Annotated in this window: 18 protein-coding genes; 6 read left to right on the top strand and 12 right to left on the bottom strand. The window is 60.6% G+C overall.

The genetic code is table 11. The features are described from left to right. The 6 genes from LNV08_RS03625 to LNV08_RS03600 all read right to left on the bottom strand — a co-directional run. Positions 1–941, bottom strand: a 941-nt coding sequence (locus LNV08_RS03625) for an ABC transporter permease subunit (RefSeq protein WP_263532269.1), incomplete at its 3' end; no start/stop codon positions are given. Positions 942–960: 19 nt separating this feature from the next. Beyond that, a complete protein-coding gene (locus tag LNV08_RS03620) occupies positions 961–1,884 on the bottom strand; it encodes a branched-chain amino acid ABC transporter permease (RefSeq protein ID WP_263532268.1) in 924 nt (307 codons plus the stop codon). Between the two features lie 204 nt (positions 1,885–2,088). Further along, positions 2,089–3,420 (bottom strand): replication-associated recombination protein A, encoded by a 1,332-nt coding sequence (locus tag LNV08_RS03615; protein WP_263532267.1) that lies wholly within the window; start codon positions 3,418–3,420, stop codon positions 2,089–2,091. A gap of 11 nt (positions 3,421–3,431) precedes the next feature. Next, on the bottom strand, positions 3,432–4,043 hold the full coding sequence (gene lolA / locus LNV08_RS03610; RefSeq protein ID WP_263532266.1) for an outer membrane lipoprotein chaperone LolA: 612 nt from the start codon (positions 4,041–4,043) through the stop codon (positions 3,432–3,434). Beyond that, positions 4,043–6,403, bottom strand: coding sequence for a DNA translocase FtsK (locus LNV08_RS03605; RefSeq protein ID WP_263532265.1), 2,361 nt, complete (start codon positions 6,401–6,403; stop codon positions 4,043–4,045). The genes lolA and LNV08_RS03605 overlap by 1 nt, the downstream gene beginning before the upstream one ends. 119 nt (positions 6,404–6,522) lie before the next feature. Then, on the bottom strand, positions 6,523–7,188 hold the full coding sequence (locus LNV08_RS03600; protein WP_263532264.1) for a Crp/Fnr family transcriptional regulator: 666 nt from the start codon (positions 7,186–7,188) through the stop codon (positions 6,523–6,525). A 169-nt stretch (positions 7,189–7,357) separates the two neighbouring features. Between LNV08_RS03600 and trxB the strand changes: the two genes are divergently transcribed. The 3 genes from trxB (at position 7,358) to rpmG (ending at position 9,040) form a co-directional block, all read left to right on the top strand. Next, on the top strand, positions 7,358–8,317 hold the full coding sequence (gene trxB / locus LNV08_RS03595) for a thioredoxin-disulfide reductase (RefSeq protein ID WP_263532263.1): 960 nt from the start codon (positions 7,358–7,360) through the stop codon (positions 8,315–8,317). 292 nt (positions 8,318–8,609) lie between these two features. Then, entirely contained in the window at positions 8,610–8,843 is a 234-nt protein-coding gene (gene rpmB / locus LNV08_RS03590; protein WP_263532262.1) for a 50S ribosomal protein L28, read from the top strand. A 29-nt stretch (positions 8,844–8,872) separates the two neighbouring features. After that, positions 8,873–9,040: a 50S ribosomal protein L33 gene (gene rpmG / locus LNV08_RS03585; RefSeq protein WP_263532261.1), complete on the top strand. Its 168-nt coding sequence runs from the start codon at positions 8,873–8,875 to the stop codon at positions 9,038–9,040. A gap of 268 nt (positions 9,041–9,308) precedes the next feature. Here the strand turns inward: rpmG and LNV08_RS03580 are convergent, their stop codons facing one another. Further along, positions 9,309–10,520 carry a fatty acid desaturase gene (locus LNV08_RS03580; RefSeq protein WP_263532260.1) on the bottom strand — a complete coding sequence of 404 codons (1,212 nt, stop codon included), beginning with the start codon at positions 10,518–10,520 and terminating at the stop codon, positions 9,309–9,311. Positions 10,521–10,656: 136 nt separating this feature from the next. Continuing rightward, complete coding sequence (locus LNV08_RS03575) at positions 10,657–11,916, bottom strand: RsmB/NOP family class I SAM-dependent RNA methyltransferase (protein ID WP_263532259.1); 1,260 nt, start codon at positions 11,914–11,916, stop codon at positions 10,657–10,659. 59 nt (positions 11,917–11,975) lie between these two features. On the opposite strand from LNV08_RS03575, the gene LNV08_RS03570 reads away from it, so the two are divergent. After that, positions 11,976–12,218 (top strand): DUF1653 domain-containing protein, encoded by a 243-nt coding sequence (locus LNV08_RS03570; protein WP_263532258.1) that lies wholly within the window; start codon positions 11,976–11,978, stop codon positions 12,216–12,218. On the opposite strand, the gene purN is transcribed toward LNV08_RS03570, so the two are convergent. Further along, the gene (gene purN / locus LNV08_RS03565) at positions 12,219–12,845 is read right to left on the bottom strand and encodes a phosphoribosylglycinamide formyltransferase (RefSeq protein ID WP_263532257.1); all 627 of its coding nucleotides are present in this window, start codon (positions 12,843–12,845) and stop codon (positions 12,219–12,221) included. 50 nt (positions 12,846–12,895) lie between these two features. Between purN and trpS the strand changes: the two genes are divergently transcribed. Both trpS and LNV08_RS03555 read left to right on the top strand, forming a co-directional pair. Further along, positions 12,896–13,939, top strand: a complete 1,044-nt coding sequence (gene trpS, locus LNV08_RS03560) for a tryptophan--tRNA ligase (RefSeq protein ID WP_263532256.1) — start codon at positions 12,896–12,898, stop codon at positions 13,937–13,939. A 97-nt stretch (positions 13,940–14,036) separates the two neighbouring features. Further along, positions 14,037–14,510: a DUF3717 domain-containing protein gene (locus LNV08_RS03555; protein WP_263532255.1), complete on the top strand. Its 474-nt coding sequence runs from the start codon at positions 14,037–14,039 to the stop codon at positions 14,508–14,510. Here LNV08_RS03555 and LNV08_RS03550 read toward each other — a convergent pair. The 3 genes from LNV08_RS03550 to LNV08_RS03540 all read right to left on the bottom strand — a co-directional run bounded on the left by LNV08_RS03550 (position 14,484) and on the right by LNV08_RS03540 (position 17,278). Continuing rightward, positions 14,484–15,875, bottom strand: a complete 1,392-nt coding sequence (locus tag LNV08_RS03550) for an ATP-binding protein (RefSeq protein ID WP_263532254.1) — start codon at positions 15,873–15,875, stop codon at positions 14,484–14,486. The genes LNV08_RS03555 and LNV08_RS03550 overlap by 27 nt on opposite strands. A gap of 24 nt (positions 15,876–15,899) precedes the next feature. Continuing rightward, complete coding sequence (locus LNV08_RS03545; RefSeq protein ID WP_263532253.1) at positions 15,900–16,610, bottom strand: response regulator; 711 nt, start codon at positions 16,608–16,610, stop codon at positions 15,900–15,902. 104 nt (positions 16,611–16,714) lie between these two features. Next, the gene (locus LNV08_RS03540) at positions 16,715–17,278 is read right to left on the bottom strand and encodes a Spy/CpxP family protein refolding chaperone (protein ID WP_263532252.1); all 564 of its coding nucleotides are present in this window, start codon (positions 17,276–17,278) and stop codon (positions 16,715–16,717) included. Positions 17,279–17,380 lie beyond the last annotated feature (102 nt).

The raw sequence follows: 17,380 nt of genomic DNA, 5'->3' as shown, positions 1-17,380 counted from the left end.
ATCGCCACAATCATCACCGACTCTTGCAAGCTGAAGGACTCTGGGCTCACAAAGCCCTGGAAGGACGCGAACATCGTGCCGGCCACGCCGCCAAAAGTCGCACCCATGCCGAAGGCCAAGAGTTTCAGATTGCGGGTGTTGATGCCCATCGCCTTGGCTGCGATTTCGTCTTCGCGGATAGCCATCCAGGCGCGGCCGATGCGGCTGTTCTCGAGCCGGTAGCAGATGATCACGCTGAGCACCACCAGCGCCAGGAACAAGTAGTAGTACAGCGTCACGGAGGGCAGCTTGAAGCCGAACAACTCGGCCCCTTGGCCCAGATTGAGGCCGAAGAAGTGAATCGAGTCGATCTGCCCGATGCCACGTGGACCGTTGGTGATGTTGACGGGGTGCTCGAGATTGTTCAAGAAGACCCGAATGATTTCACCAAAGCCCAAGGTCACGATGGCCAGATAGTCCCCGCGCAACTTCAGCGTAGGCGCACCCAGCAAGATGCCGAAGAGTCCCGCCAGGCCAGCGCCCAGCGGGATGATCAGCCACAAGGGCGAGTGCAAGCCGTCAGGGAAGGCGGCGCGGAAGGACTCGAAGTTCTCGCTCAGATGCGGGCTGGCCAGCAGCGCGAACATGTAGGAGCCCACTGCATAGAAGGCCACATAACCCAGATCCAGCAGACCCGCGTAGCCGACCACGATATTGAGCCCAAGCGCCAAGAGCACATAGAGCAAGGCCAGATCGATGATGCGCACCGGGCCGTTGCCGAACTGCTGCGCGAACAGCGGCACTACCAGCAGGCCCAGGGCCNCCAAGAGCACATAGAGCAAGGCCAGATCGATGATGCGCACCGGGCCGTTGCCGAACTGCTGCGCGAACAGCGGCACTACCAGCAGGCCCAGGGCCGCCAGCAGGAAGACGAAGACTTTATTGCTTTGTTTTGATTGCATGAAATTCTCCTCAGCCGGATCAGGCACGGTCCGCCACACGCTCACCCAGCAAGCCCGAAGGCCGCAGAGTCAGCACCAGGATCAGCGCCACGAAGGCGAAGATGTCGGCGTAATGGCTGCCCAGCACGCCGCCGGTCAAGTCACCCAGATAGCCCGCGCCGATCGCTTCGATCAGCCCCAGCAAGATGCCCCCCACCATCGCACCGGCCAGGTTGCCAATGCCGCCCAAGACCGCCGCAGTGAACGCCTTCAGGCCCGGCATAAAGCCCATCGTGTGCTGCACGGTGCCGTAGTTGGCGGCCCACATCAGGCCGGCCACGGCCGCCAGTGCAGCACCGATCACAAAGGTGGTGGAGATGATGAAGTCGGGCTTGACGCCCATCAGGCCGGCGACCCGTGGATTCTCGGCGGTAGCCCGCATCGCTCGGCCCAGCTTGGTGTGATTGACCAGCCACATCAGCGTGGCCAGGATCATCACCGTGCTGCCCAGGATCACGCATTGCGTGACCGTGATCACCGGGCCACCCAGATCAATCGGGGTGGTCGGCAAGAGCAGCGGGAACGGTTTGGGATTCGGCTTCCAGATGATCATCGCCAGCGTTTGCAGCAGCAGCGACATGCCCATCGCGGTGATCAAAGGGGCCAGACGCGGCGCATTGCGCAGCGGCCTGTAGGCAATCTTCTCGACCAGGAAGTTCAGCGTGGTGCAGACGACGACGGCGCAGGCCAAGCCGATCAGCATCATGGACCAGCCCGGCATGCCCGAATCGGCCAAAGCACTGACCACGGTCCAGCTGACCAGCGCACCCACCATCAAAATCTCGCCGTGGGCGAAATTGATTAGGTTGATGATGCCGTAAACCATGGTGTAGCCCAGCGCCACCAAGGCATACATGCTGCCGAGAACCAAGCCATTGATGATTTGCTGGAAAAAAGTTTCCATAGACGTCTCCGGTTTCGCGCGCCGACAAAGGTATGCCGAACGCCTAATTCATTGGGCTGAAAGACAAGCAAATAAAAAAGCCCGCCGCAAAGTCGGCGGGCCTTGATCGGCCATCAATTCCTGCAGGCTGAGCGGGATTGTAGGAGTGCGTAAGGCTCAAGAATCGCGGGTGTTTACCCGTATCGCTAACGAGCAAAATCGTGCTTATTCCTGGGAGGACTGGTGGGCTGCATTGAGGCGGCGCAACTCGGTCAAGCGCTCGCCAATACGCAACTCCAAGCCACGCCCGACGGGTTCGTAAAAGCGCTGCTCCTCAAGACCTTCAGGCATATACCTGACCCCTGCAGCAAAGCCCCCCGGCTCGTCATGTGCGTAGCGATAGTCACGCCCGTAACCCAGGTCGGTCATCAAACGGGTTGGAGCGTTGCGTAGATGCAGCGGCACGGCTCGGCTACCGTCCGTTTTGATCAGGGCTCGCACCGCCTTGTAGGCGCTGTGGACCGCGTTCGATTTTGGTGCAACCGCCAAAAACACCACCGCTTGCGCCAGGGTCAACTCTCCCTCGGGCGAGCCCAGACGCTCATAAGTCTCGGCCGCGTCAAGGCAGATGCGCAGCGCTCGCGGATCGGCTAGGCCTATGTCCTCGCTGGCCATGCGGATCAGGCGCCGAGCGATATAGCGCACGTCTACGCCGCCGTCCAGCATGCGGGCGAACCAATACAGCGCGGCATCGGGGTCAGAGCCGCGCACCGACTTGTGCAGGGCGGAAATAACGTCATAGAACTGCTCCCCGCCCTTGTCATAACGGCGCAACTGCTCGCCTAGGGCACGCTCCAGCATGGCCTCGTCAATCGCGATCGCAGCTGGAGACGCCAAGGCCGCCGCCGCGTCGACCGCATTCAGCAGGCGCCGGGCATCGCCGTCCGCATAGGCGGCCAGACGCTTGGCGGCGGCTGGGGCGAACGGCGGGCTGGCCAGCACCTGGACTGCGCGCTCGACCAAGGCCAACAACTCTGCCTCATCCAGGGACTTCAGCACATGGACGCTGGCGCGCGACAGAAGCGCCGAGTTGACCTCAAAGGACGGGTTCTCGGTCGTGGCACCAATGAAGGTAAACAAGCCCGACTCGACATGCGGCAAAAAAGCGTCTTGCTGCGACTTGTTGAAACGATGAACCTCATCGACAAAGACGACAGTGCGCCGTCCCTGCGCGGCCACCGCCTGCGCCCGATCCACCGCCTCGCGGATCTCCTTGACGCCGCCGAGCACGGCCGAGATGGTGATGAACTGTGCATCAAAGGCCTGCGTCATCAGGCGCGCCAAAGTAGTTTTTCCGACGCCGGGCGGGCCCCACAAAATCATCGAGTGCAGGCGCCCCGACTCGAAGGCGACGCGCAGCGGCATGCCCGGGCCGAGCAGTTGACGCTGGCCGATGACCTCATCCAGATGGCCGGGCCGCAAGCGCTCGGCCAAGGGCTGGTTCAGATGCGCTGTTGGGCTCGCACCGGGCGAATCGGCGAACAGGGATTCAGTCATGGCCCGGCCTTTTACTGCTCCAGCAAATCAGCGCCGGCCGGCAGCGTGAAGCGAAATCTATCTGCTGCCAGAACCGGGTTCAAGGCCAGGGCGGTGAAATCCAGGCGCGAACTTTGGCCAAAACCGTCGACGATCTCCAAGGCGGCCAACTCGCGGCCCTTGAAGCCGACCTTGAGCGACTGGAAGCCGCTGTCGGCCTGCTTGGGCATCGCTTGCACCCAATCGAGCCCGGCCTTGGAAGGCAGCGCCTTGAGCGTGAAGTCGCGCTCCAGATTGCCGCCGGCAAGCAGAGCCGCAGGCGTTGCACCCAAGGCCTGCGTCATCGGGTGAGAGCTGGCCTGTTTGAGGCCCGGGTCATACATCCAGACCTTTTTACCGTCGGCAATGATCAACTGCTCGGACGGCGGCAGGTAAGCAAAGCGAAACTGGTTGGGACGCTGGAACTCGAAGCTGCCGCTGGTGGTCTTGGTGCGCCCGCCGTCGGGCGAGGTGACGATTTGGCTGAATTGCGCCCGGCCGCTCTTGACCTCGCGCACAAAATCTTTCAAGGCATTCACCGCATCGGCCCGCGCTTGAGTGCTCAAGCTCAGCGCCAGCACCACCAACCATTTGTTTAATTGCATCATTCTTCTCGTTTGGGCAAAAGCAAATCACGGTTGCCGTTGCTACCCATGCTGGACACCAGGCCTGACTTCTCCATCTGCTCCAACAAGCGAGCCGCCCGGTTGTAGCCAATGCGCAGATGGCGCTGCACCAGCGAAATCGAAGCGCGCCGATGCTGCAAGACGATGGCCACTGCCTGGTCATACATCGCATCGGCTTCACCCTCGCCGGCACCGGGCGCACCGCTCTCACCGGCCTCGCCTTCAAGCACGCCGCCCTCGAGAATGCCCTCGATGTAATTGGGCTCGCCCTTGGACTTCAGATACTCAACCACCCGGTGCACCTCGTCATCGCTGACAAAAGCGCCGTGCACGCGGATCGGCAGACCGGTGCCTGAGGGCATATAAAGCATGTCACCCATGCCCAACAGCGCCTCGGCGCCCATTTGATCAAGAATGGTGCGGCTGTCGATCTTGGAGCTGACCTGGAAGGACAAACGGGTCGGAATATTCGCCTTGATCAAACCGGTAATGACATCAACGCTGGGGCGCTGCGTGGCCAGGATCAAGTGGATGCCAGCGGCGCGTGCCTTTTGCGCTAAGCGGGCAATCAGCTCTTCAATCTTCTTGCCGACCACCATCATCAGGTCGGCCAACTCGTCGATCACCACCACGATGAAAGGCAGCCGTTCCAAGGGTTCGGGCTCCTCCGGCGTCAGGCTGAAGGGGTTGCCAATGCTCTCTCCGCGCTCATGGGCTTCGTCTATCTTCTTGTTATAGCCGGCCAGATTGCGCACACCCATCTTGCTCATCAACTTGTAGCGCCGCTCCATCTCGCCAACACACCAGTTGAGCGCATTGGAAGCCTGCTTCATGTCCGTCACGACGGGTGCAAGCAAATGCGGAATGCCTTCGTAGACACTCATCTCCAGCATCTTGGGGTCGATCAGAATCAAGCGCACATCGCGCGCCTCGGCCTTGTAAAGCAGGGACAAAATCATCGCGTTGATCCCAACCGATTTGCCCGAGCCGGTCGTGCCAGCCACCAGACAGTGCGGCATCTTGGCCAAGTCAGCCACTACCGGCAGGCCGACGATGTCTTTCCCTAGGCCCATGGTCAGCTGAGACGGCGCGTCAGCATAGACTTGCGAGCCCAAAATTTCGGACAGGCGTATGGTCTGGCGGCGCGCATTGGGCAACTCCAAGGCCATATAGTTTTTGCCCGGAATCACCTCAACAACTCGGATCGAAACCAGGCTCAGGCTGCGCGACAAGTCCTTGGCCAAGCCCACGATCTGAGAGCCCTTGACGCCGGTGGCCGGCTCGATCTCATAGCGGGTGATCACCGGCCCCGGCGAGGCGGCGACGACGCGCACCTCGACCCCAAAATCGCGCAGCTTCTTCTCGATCATGCGCGAGGTCATCTCCAGCGACTCCGGCGTCACCGACTCCACCCGCACTGTTGCTGCATCCAGCAAATCGACCTGCGGCAGCTTGGTGTCGCTGGCGTCGACAAACAACGCGCTTTGGCGCTCCTTGGCCACACGCGTGGACTTGGGCACCTCGAACACCGGCGCCTCGATCACGATGGGCACATGCTCGGCGACCACTTGGCGCTCCACCTCGACCACCAGGTCCTGCTCTCGCTCTTGCACTGCTTGCTCGCCGAAGCGCTGGTCTTCGGCTTGCTCGCGCCGTTGCAAATAGCGTTCACGCCAGTCGTCCAGGCGGCGACCGGCTTGTTCGGCCAAGCGCAACCAAGAGAAATTCAAGGCCAGGCCAGATCCGATCAAGAGCAAGGCGATGCTCAGCAGCCCCGAACCCGCAAAACCCAGCGCACGCATGCTCCACGGCCCGAGCGCGAAACCCAACACCCCACCGGCATGACCGGGCAGCCGGGACTCCCACAGATACAAACGCGTCCACTCCAGGGAACAACTGGCGCACATCAGCAGCACGACGCCAAGAAGCACCAGTCCGGTAGAGGAGTTTGTTTGCGGCGCCGGCTCAGCCTCGGCTCGCAGCAGCCCAGCCAAGCTGCTCAGCCAAGCGCGCAAGCCCACGAGCAGCAGCCACCAAGCCGAGAATCCGAAGCTGAAAAGCAGCAGGTCGGCGATCCAGGCACCCAGAGCACCAAAACGGTTGGCGTACAACTCGCGGCTGCCTGAGATGGAAAAAGCAGCATCATGGCGGTCGTAGGACAGCAAAGCCATCACCACCAAACACCACAACAAGCCGCCGAGCAAGAGCCACACCGGCGTGCGCAAGGTGTTTTGCTTCACCGGCACGGCAAGAGCCGCCTTTTTGCCTTGGCGTTTATAGACTTTATCGCTGGCGCCGGCCTCATCGCCGCGCAGCAGGGAACCCAGGGGAAAACTCATGCCGCCATTGTGACCTAAGCGCTCAGCGCTCCTGGGCATGAGTTTCACTAAACCTCATGCCAGCATTTCAACCTGAGCCTCCGACGCTGCGCACTAGCACGGCGCCGGTTGATGCGGCATCAGTCAGGAAAGCGCTGCTTGATCACTACCGAGCCGTTTTCAAGCGTTTCGATCACGCCGCGCTCTTCCAGATCCTTCATCACGCGGCTGACCATCTCCCGCGAGGCACCGACAACCTTGGCCATATCCTGACGCGAGACCTTGCCGCGGATGATCTTCAGGCCCTTCTCTTCCTCGGACATATCCAGCAAGGTTCGCGCTACGCGACCGTAAACGTCCAGCAGAGCCAACGACTCAATCTGCCGATCGGCATTGCGCAGACGCGCCACCAAGCCGCGCAAAATGGCATAGGACAGACTGCTGCTATCGGGCAGGCAGCGCGCAAATTCATTGCGCCCCAGCACCAACATATCCGTTTGCACCTCGGCGCGCACGGTAGCCGAATGTGGCTCATGGTCGATCAAACTCATCTCGCCCACATAGTGACCCGGCTGCAAGACCGCAAGAATCACCTCGCGACCTCGTGTATCGGCAGTTAGCACCCGCGCACGCCCGTTCAACAAAATAAACAAGGCATTGGACTTGGTGTTTTGCTCGACGATCAGCTCGCCTCGTTTGAAACGCCGTTTGACAACACTGTCCGCGATGGACTGCGCCTGATCGGTGGTGAGCAGCGAGAACAAGGGCACCCTGCGGATCAGGTCCAGATTTGACAGCATCGCCATAAACAGCCTCCATTGACTAAGGATTGAAACCGGCTGACCCTCTCGATTGCGTGGCCATGCCTAGAATGCGCAAATTGTGCACACTCGCGCAAGCATTCAAATCAGGTCAAAGCCGGATAAAACCGTCTAGTCTTCTTGTCTGCACGGCCCGCAACCTCATATAACTGTCATGAACCAAGCTACCCAACACCATTCGCTGCTGATTTTGGGCTCAGGCCCGGCCGGCTACACCGCTGCCATTTATGCAGCGCGCGCCAATTTGAAGCCCACGCTGCTGACCGGCATGGCGCAAGGCGGCCAGTTGATGACGACCACCGAGGTCGACAACTGGCCGGCCGATGTGATGGGCGTACAAGGCCCGGAATTGATGGAGCGCTTTCAAAAGCACGCCGAGCGCTTTGAGACGCAAATGGTGTTCGACCATATCAATGAGGTTGATTTTTCGCAGCGCCCCTTCAAGCTCAAGGGCGACAGCAACAGCTATAGCTGCGACACCTTGATCATCGCCACCGGCGCTTCGGCCAAATATCTGGGCCTGCCCTCCGAGGAGGCTTTTATGGGCCGAGGCGTCAGCGGCTGCGCCACTTGTGACGGTTTTTTCTATCGTGGCCAAGAAGTTTGCGTAGTGGGCGGCGGCAATACCGCCGTTGAAGAGGCGCTGTATCTGTCAAACATTGCCGCCAAGGTGCACGTCATCCACCGCCGCGACAAGTTCAAGGCAGAACCCATCTTGGTCGACAAGCTGATGGCCAAGGCAGCCAGCGGCAATGTGGTGCTGCATCTGTGGAACACCCTGGACGAAGTATTGGGTGAACAAAGCGGCGTGACCGGCGTGCGCATCAAGAGCACCAAGGACGGCAGCACGCAAGACCTGACCCTGCACGGCTGCTTCATTGCCATTGGTCACTCGCCGAACACCGACATCTTCAGGAATCAGCTGGAAATGAAGGATGGCTACATCCTGACCCGCAGCGGCTCCAACGGTTTCGCGACCATGACCAGCGTGCCGGGCGTGTTTGCAGCCGGCGACGTACAGGATCACATCTATCGTCAAGCGATTACCAGCGCCGGCACCGGCTGCATGGCCGCCCTGGATGCACAACGCTTCTTGGAACAAGAGCAAAGCTGAACGAAGCTCAAAAGGGGCTGCAGGCCTAGCGCATGAGCCAATGGAGCCATGCGCTAGGCCGCTCGCGACTTCGCCATCCAGAACTGGGCCGGCAAGGCCGTTTTCTGCTATACTCTTAGGCTTGCTTGCTGGATAGACCGCGCTCGAAGCCTTTTTCAAGTTATCAAAACAGCTTGAAACCAAGACTTCGGGTTTAGCAAAGCATAAAGCGGTTATGAGGTCACCCCTTGCACTTGCATGGCAAGTATCCGAGCGGGATTGGCCGGTCAACAACTCAAACCGGAGAAGCGTCATGGCACGCGTCTGTCAAGTCACGGGCAAGAAGCCCATGGTTGGGAACAATGTTTCCCATGCCAACAACAAAACCAAACGTCGGTTCTTGCCGAATCTGCAGTACCGCCGCTTCTTCCTGGAAACAGAGAATCGTTGGATCCGTCTGCGCATCAGCAATGCTGCTTTGCGTTTGATCGACAAGGTCGGTATCGACCAAGTCGTCGCCGATCTGCGCGCCAAAGGCGAGCTCTGATCTAGCACTGAGTATCAAGGAGCACAATCATGGCCAAAGGCGCACGCGAAAAAATCAAGCTGGAGTCGACCGCAGGTACGGGTCACTTCTACACGACTGACAAGAACAAGAAGACTACGACCGGTAAGCTCGAATTCATGAAATTCGACCCCAAGGCTCGTAAGCATGTTCTGTACAAAGAAACCAAGCTGAGATAAGTCAGCCCTGACCTCACAGTCAGACACAGAAAACCCCGCCAGCTCAAGCTGCCGGGGTTTTTTTACGCTCCAACTGGCCCACATTGATTCGGAATAGCCCAGATGACTGAGCTACGTACAGATCCAAAGTCACTGCAGTCGCCGGCGCAATCAGCACCAATCCAGGATCACTCAGGCAAAAAAAGAGACGCCACCTGGGCGTCTCTTTCATATCCAAGGCTGTCTGGTCACAGGCGCCCATGTGGAGCGCCAAGTGCCCAACGACCTACTACTGCGCGCGCGCTGTTCGCAGACTCATCGAGAAGTTACGCAGCTCGGCAATGCCGCTCTCCTCGGCACGACGGCACCAGGCCTGCAAATCACTGACCAGCTGCTCAGCCGACACATTGGTACGGGTCCAGAGTTGACGCAACTCTTCGCGCATCGTGACCAGTTTGTCGAGCGAAGGGCTCGCTGCGCGCAAGCTGGCGATCTGCTCCAACATGGAAACGGGGATACGCGCCTCGTCCCGATGCAACCAGCGGCTGGCCGACTGGAACTGCGCCCACTGCGCACTGCGCTCCTGGCCTTGCGCCTTCATCTTGGCCAATTCGGCCGCGCAAGCCACCTTCAAGCCGCGGCCGTAACTGGCCATCACTTCATAGCGATTAGCGATGACGGCTTCCAGCGTGTCTTTGTCGGCCGGCTTGATTTCACCCAGGCGCAGCTTGGGCGCGGTCTTGCGAACCTTGGCCCAACCCAGCATCTCGAACGCGCGGATATAGCCCCAGCCGATATCGAACTCATATTTCTTGACAGAGAACTTGGCCGATGTCGGATAGGTGTGGTGATTGTTGTGCAGCTCTTCGCCGCCAATCAGAATGCCCCAAGGCGAAACATTGGTCGACGCATCGGGTGCCTCGAAATTGCGGTAACCCCACCAGTGGCCCAAACCATTGATCACGCCAGTGGCCCAAACGGGAATCCACACCATCTGAATCGCCCAGACCGTGGCGCCAATCGCGCCGAACAGGGCCAGGTTGATGATCAACATCAAACCCACACCCTGCCAGCTGAAGCGCGTGTACAGATTGCGCTCGATCCAGTCATTGGGCGTGCCGGTCCCGTATTTCGCAATCGTCTCGGGGTTCTTCGCCTCGGCACGGTAAAGCTCGACGCCGGTCAGCAACAAGGCCTTGAGCCCACGTGTCTGCGGGCTGTGCGGGTCTTCTTCGGTCTCGCATTTGGCATGGTGCTTGCGGTGCACGGCGACAAATTCCTTGGTCACCATGCCGGTGGTCAACCACAGGCAAAACCGGAAGAAATGCGAAGGAATTGGCCCCAGATCCAGAGCCCGGTGCGCCTGCGCACGGTGCAAAAAGATCGTCACACCCAAAATCGTAAAGTGCGTGATCACCAATGTGTAAGCAACGATCTGCCATGCAGATGCGTCTAACAAGCCGTTGGCCAACCACTGCACCAAGGCATCATGGATCGTCATCAAGAAGTTCATTAGTTCCTAACCCTGCCCCTAGGAGAGCAGCAAAATGGACGTACGTTCACCAATTGTAGGCGAGCGACTCTAATTTTCGGCGGCATTAAGTCCGGCCAAGCCAAGCTATCAAGCCACTTGGAGCCTACTGGCGCTCCCAAACAGCGGCAAAGAAGCCATCCGTCTGATGTAGGTGGGGCCAAAGTCGCAAACATCCATTCTCGACCAGACGATCTGCGTGCTCGACATGAGCGCGCTCCAGGGCTTCATTGGCCGGCAAGGGCTTGAACTGCGGGTTCGCCGCGCTGAAGGCCTCGGCGATCACTTCGTTCTCATCATTCAACAAGCTGCAAGTGGCATAGACCAAGCGGCCACCGGGCTTCAGCAAACGCGCAGCTCCGGCCAAAATGGCCGTCTGCTTGGCTTGCAATTCCTTGATCGCAAACAAAGATTGGCGCCATTTCAAGTCCGGGTTGCGACGCAGGGTACCTAGTCCAGAGCAAGGCGCATCAACCAAGACGCGGTCGATCTTGCCGGCGAGACGCTTGATGCGGTCTTCCCGCTCATGCGCAATTTGTGCCGGGTAAACATTGGACAAGCCGCTGCGAGCCAAGCGGGGCTTCATTGCGGCGAGCCTATGGCCCGAGGTGTCAAAAGCATAAAGCCGGCCGGTGTTGCGCATGGCCGCGCCTAGCGCCAAGGTCTTGCCGCCGGCCCCCGCACAAAAGTCAACCACCATCTCGCCGCGCTTGGCGTCAAGCAGCAAAGCCAATAACTGGCTGCCTTCGTCCTGCACTTCAATCCCACCGCTGTTGAACAGCTCGAGTTTGCTGAGTGCCGGTTTGCCATGAATGCGCAGGCCCAGCGGTGAATACGGCGTCGGCGTGGCCTCTATGCCAGCGGCGGCCAACACAGCCTGCGCTTCCTCGCGCTTGGCTTTCAAACTGTTGACACGCAAATCCAGCGGAGCCTGCTCATTCATGCTGGCGGCCAACTGCCAAAACTGCTCCTCGCCGAGGCGCTCCATGAGCGGCTGGGCCAGCCATTCCGGCAAGTTATGGCGCAGCTTGGGTGCCAGGCTGGACTTGTCCAAGGCCTGGACCTGCTCCAGCCACTGCAGTTCGGTTTGATTCAAACCGCCGCGCAAGAAGGCCGCATTGCCCTGCCAAGCCAGCAGCGTCAGCCGGCGCTCGGTCGGGCCGCTGCCAGACTGAGCCAAGTGCTGAAGCAAAGGGCGTTGCCGCAAAACCGTGTAAGCGGTCTCTGCCAAGGCGTGGCGTTCACGCTGGCCAAGGCCTTTGTGTTTACGAAAAAAGGCGGATACAACGCTATCAGCGGGGGTATCCAGTTGGAGCACGGCGCGCAAAAGCTCGCAGCTCATATCGATGAGGGCATTAGGATGCATCTGCAGATTATCCCGCACCGTAAGCGCAGCTTCCTAAAAGCGTCACAAACTAGCTCAAGATGACATCCGACCTCACTCCCCTACCCGACACACCGCTCGGTCACTACCGCCACTACAAAGGCGGTCACTACGAGGTGATAGGCGCGGCGCGCCACAGTGAAACATTGGAGCCCTTGGTGGTCTACCGCCCGCTCTACAACGCCACGGGGCTTTGGGTCCGGCCCCACGAGATGTTCTTCGGCACGCTGCTGATCGACGGTCAAATGGTGCAGCGCTTCACGGCCATTTCAAGCAAGGCTTGATCAGCTGAAAGCTTGCGCCTCGCCGTCGATGTGACGCACCACGCCTTCACTCACAGCCAGTTTGCCTGCGACAAACCAGCGCACCGCTTGCGGATACATGCGGTGCTCCAGCTTGAGCACCCGTGCCGACAAGCTGGCTTCGTCGTCGCCTGCGATCACCGGCACAACCGCCTGAGCGACGATGGCGCCGTGATCGAGCTCGGCGGTAACGAAATGCACCGTCGCACCCACGAACTTGCAGCCCATCTCCAGCGCTCTGGCATGCGTGTGCAGGCCTGTAAAGGCAGGCAGCAAAGACGGATGGATATTCAACATACGCTGGGCGTAATGCGCGGTGAAGGCTGGCGTCAGGATGCGCATAAAGCCGGCCAGCACCAGCAAATCCGGGCTAAAGCCGTCGATCACCCGCTGCAACTCGGCGTCAAATGCCTCGCGGCTGGCAAAACCCTTGTGATCGACCACCGCTGTCGCAATGCCGTGTTGCGCGGCAAAGTCCAAGCCGGCTGCACCGGGGCGGTTGCTGATGACGGCGGCAATGCGCGCGGGCCAAGCCTCAGTTGTACAGGCACGCACGATCGCCTCCATATTGGAGCCGCGCCCTGAGATCAAAATCACAATGCTTTTCATGGGCAATAGTCTAGCTGCCTACAATGCCGCTCCACCCGAAGAGCCATGCCATGAGCCCCGCCAGCACCCAAGTTCAGCCCCAAGACAAACCCCAAGAAGCCCTCACGCGCCAGCGGGTGCTGTCCGGCATGCGCCCGACCGGCGCCTTGCATCTCGGTCATTACCATGGCGCGCTGAAGAACTGGGTGAAGCTGCAAGCCAGCTACGACTGCTTTTTCTTCGTGGCCGATTGGCATGCGCTGACCACGCATTACCAGGACCGAGAGTCTATCGAGCGCAATGTCTACGACATGGTGGTCGACTGGTTGGCGGCCGGCATAGACCCCGAGCAGGCCACGCTGTTCATCCAAAGCCGCATGCCCGAGCATGCGGAGTTGTTCACGCTGCTGGCGATGAGCACACCGTCGAGCTGGCTGGAACGCATTCCCAGCTACAAGGATCAAGTCGAGAAGAACCGCGAGCTCGCCACCTATGGCTTTTTGGGCTACCCGCTGCTGCAGGCCGCCGACATCTTGATTTACAAGGCCGCCTTCGTTCCCGTGGGCGAGGACCAGACCGCCCATGTGGAAGTGACGCGCGAGGTCGCGCGCCGCTTCAACCGCATTTACAGCCCCGACCGAGCGATCTTGCCCGAGCCTTTGGAGCTGCTCACCGACACCGCCCGACTGACCGGCCTCGACGGCCAAAAAATGAGCAAGAGCTCAGGCAATGCCATTGCCATGCGGGATGCACCGGAAGTGGTGGAAGAGAAAATCCGCACCATGCCGACCGACCCGCAGCGCGTGCGCCGAGCCGATGCGGGTGACCCGAAGCGCTGCCCGGTCTGGCCCCTTCACCAGCTCTATTCAAGCGCGGAAGTGCTGACTTGGGCAGACCAAGGCTGCCGCTCGGCCGGCATTGGCTGTCTCGACTGCAAGCAGCCCTTGATCGAAGCGATTCAAAAAGAGCAAGCGCCCTGGCGCGAGCGCGCCAATGAGTACTTGTCCAACCCCAAGCAGGTGCAATGGATTGTGGAGGTCGGCACCGAACGTGCGCGCGCGGTGGCGCGCAAGACCTTGCGCGAAGTGCGCTCCGCCATCGGTCTGAGCTACTGATGAGCGCCGCTGTCCTTCAGCGCCGGGCCGCCCCAAGCCGGACCGCGATCCCCTCGGGGGATAGGGCGGCTTACCCACCGTCCGAGGGCTAAACATCTTGGCCGGCATCCACATCACCGACATCGAAGCGGCCATCAATTGGTGGCGCGAGCGTGCGCCCTCACCGGACGGGCTGAACGCTTGCGCCGAGGTGCGCGCCTTGGCCGAGGTCTATGGCCTGCTGGTCTATTACCGCGAGACCGAATGCGCCGAATTGGGCATGCCGGCCGAAGCAAAAGCCGCTTGGCTCACTTGGTACGAGAGCACACCCGACGCACCCTGCATAGCCATCTGCTCCACCAGCCAAGGCGACGCGCTGTGCAAGGGCTGCGGCCGCACCTTCGACGAGGTGCAGCATTGGCCGTCAATGACGCCGACCGAGAAGCGCGTCACCTGGCGGCGCATATCGACCGAGGGCACCGCCTGGCGCTTCAACCGCTACGCCGAGCGAGCGCGTGAATTCAAGGGCCAAGATCATCCGCAGCAAGGTCAGCTGACTGACAAATCATTGACCGTCGGGCGGAAAAGTTAGCACAAAGCAGCTGCCGCCGCCCTGACGCGGCTCACAGCGCACCTGGCCGCCATGGGCCTGCGCAATCTGCTTGACCAAATTCAGGCCCAGACCTACCCCGCCGGCTTGTTCCGCGTGCCCGGGCAGTCGGAAAAAGGCCTCAAAAATCCGCTCACGCATGGCCTCAGGCACGCCCGGCCCCCGGTCGCAGACCCGCAACTCGGCCGCGCCTGTGGCGCCTCGGCCGAGCTGCAGCAAGACTTGAGCGCCGCCATAGCGGCGAGCGTTTTCCAGCAAATTGCGCAGCGCGCGGCGCAGCAACCGTTCTTCGCCGCGCACCATCAAATTGCCCAGGCCTTCGGCGGGCTCAAACTCAGCGCCAATGCGGGCCGACTCCTCAGCCGCCAGCCCCAAGAGGTCGACCCGTTCGCGCTCCATCACCGCGTTTGCAGCCTCCAGACGGCTCGCCAACAAAACCTCCTCCACCAAGGAGTCCAGCTCAGCGATATTGGTGTGAATCTCTTGACTCAGGCGCTCGCGCTGCGCCGGCGCAATATCCGGCTCGCTCAGCATGGAAAACGCCATCTTCAAGCGCGCCAAGGGTGAACGCAACTCATGGCTGGCATTGGCGAGCAAGGACTTCTGCGAACGCAGCAAGGTCTCGATCTGGCCCGCCGTGCGGTTGAAGCTCGCAGCCAAGACTGCCACTTCATCGCTGCCCTCGGCATCGACGCGGTGGGTCAGATTCCCCGCGCCAAAGTGCTCAACTCCGGCTCGCAGAGCCTCCAGCCGACGCGTCAAACGGCGAATGACCGGGTAGGCTCCAATCGCCACGCCCAGAAACAAAAGCAGCAGCAAGGCCAACAAGACTCTGAGCTCGGGCCGCGGGCCGAGCAGCGGCAACAGACCCGAAGGCGGTTCGGGCCTGCCCCCTGGCCCCATGCCTGCTCCGGCCCCAAAATTCCGGCCGGGCCCCTGCATACGCAGCAAACCCGGCGGCATGCGCAGCATGCGCATCAACTCAAGACTGCGCCCATCTTTGAGCGGCAGCCGGATGGACGGCGTCGCACTGTCCTCGTCCAAACGCCGAAGGAACAGCTCGGAGCTTGCAATGCGCCGACCTTGCGCGTCATTGAGTGCCACCGGCATACGCAGGCGCTGCCCCCAGTCTTCCAAAACCTCGGCCTGCTGCTCGGTCGGCGCATCGGCACTGGGCAGGGCGAGCGACAACAACTCCGCCATCGCCGTCATCCGTTCATTGGCGACCGACTCAAAACTGCCGCGCTCCTTGTCCAGATGCTGCTGAAACAGCCATGTCGAGCCAAAGGCGAACGCCAGCAGCAAGACCACCAAGGTCAGGTAGATGCGGAGATAGAGTGATTTCATCCGGCGCTTGAACTCAGGCTGCGCTCAGTTTGGGTCAGCGTCTTGTTTGCGAGCAAACACATAACCGGCCCCCCGCACGGTCAGCACACGCCTGGGCGCTTTCGGGTCATCTTCAATCAAGGCGCGGATGCGCGAAATATGCACATCAATCGAGCGATCGAAGGCATCTAGCGGATGACCCTTCAAGGAGTCCATGATCAGGTCGCGCGACAGCACCCGACCGGGGCTTTGCGCCAGCACGACCAACAAGTCGAACTGGTGACCGGTGAAATCCAAAGGCTGCCCGTCCAGGCGCGCCATGCGGGACGCCAGATCAATCTCCAGCCGACCAAAGCGCAAAACATCGGCCTCGCCCGCCTCAGGCTCCAAGCGCCGCAGCAAGGCCTTGATGCGCGCCTGCAGCTCGCGCGGTTCGAAGGGCTTGGCCAAATAATCATCGGCGCCAAGCTCCAGACCCAGGATGCGGTCCATAGACTCGCCGCGTGCGGACAACATCAGCACCGGCAAGCGGCGCGTGTGAGGGTCGGCGCGCAGTTCACGGCAAAAGTCCAGCCCATCACCATCGGGCAGCATCAGATCCAGCACGGCGAGGTCAAACGGCGCGCCAGCCAGGGCTTCCCGCCCGGCACTCAGTGAGCCGGCCACCTGCACCTCGAAACCGGCAGCGCCAAGGTAGTCACTCAACATGCCGGTCAAGCGGGCATCGTCATCAATCACCAAAATTCTGTGCGTCATGAGTCTGTGCAGAGGGCCTTGGCTCAGTTTGCGAGCAAACAGGCTTTGGCCTTCTGGTCTATGGGAGACGCTAAGCATATGCGACATGGTCCCGATCAAAGCGCTCAGTTGCCTTTGCCAGCAGCATGTTGATGCTCGCCACGAGCCGCTTGCATCCTGGCATGCATCTTCTTCATGCGCTCAGCCAGCTTGGCGCGCTGCTCGGGCGTCAGCACCCGGGCCACGTCCACCATCGCCTGGCTCATGCGCTTGCTGACCACCTCATGCTGGGCCGACATCTGCACACGCAAGGACTCGATGGCGGCCGCGTCGATGTTTGGCGCGCTGAACAGCGCCAAACCTTGCTCATGCAGGCTGCGCCCGCCGCTGTGTTGGGATTTGATGTCTTGCTTGGCTGCGTCCATGATTTGCTTGATCTGAGCGCGCTGAGCATCGCTCGCGTCCACCATATCGAGCATGTGTTCCATATGAGCGCCCGACATCATGTCGCCAGCGCCTGGCCCGCCCATGCCGGGGCGGCCGCCGCCCATGCCGCCCATGCCACCCATGCCACCCATAAGCCCCATAGCCTGCGCATTCATGGAGCCAAGGTTGCTCAAAACCAAAACCGATGCGAGCATCAAGGTCTTGCCGGTGCGGATCAATTTGCTGGTGTTGCTGAGGTTCATTTCAATACTCCCGAGGGGTTGAGAAGCGATGAAGTGATCTTCTGTCAGCGACGTAAGCGATCCATGCCTAGGCGGTAAAGATCTGTGAAGCGCATAAAAAAA

Origin of the sequence: Paucibacter sp. TC2R-5, from assembly GCF_025717605.1 — a bacterium.
In the GTDB taxonomy this organism is placed as follows: Bacteria; Pseudomonadota; Gammaproteobacteria; order Burkholderiales; family Burkholderiaceae_C; genus Paucibacter_A; species Paucibacter_A albus.
The sequence above is the reverse complement of the archived record's forward strand: the minus strand, read 5'-3'. Positions and strand labels throughout refer to the sequence as shown.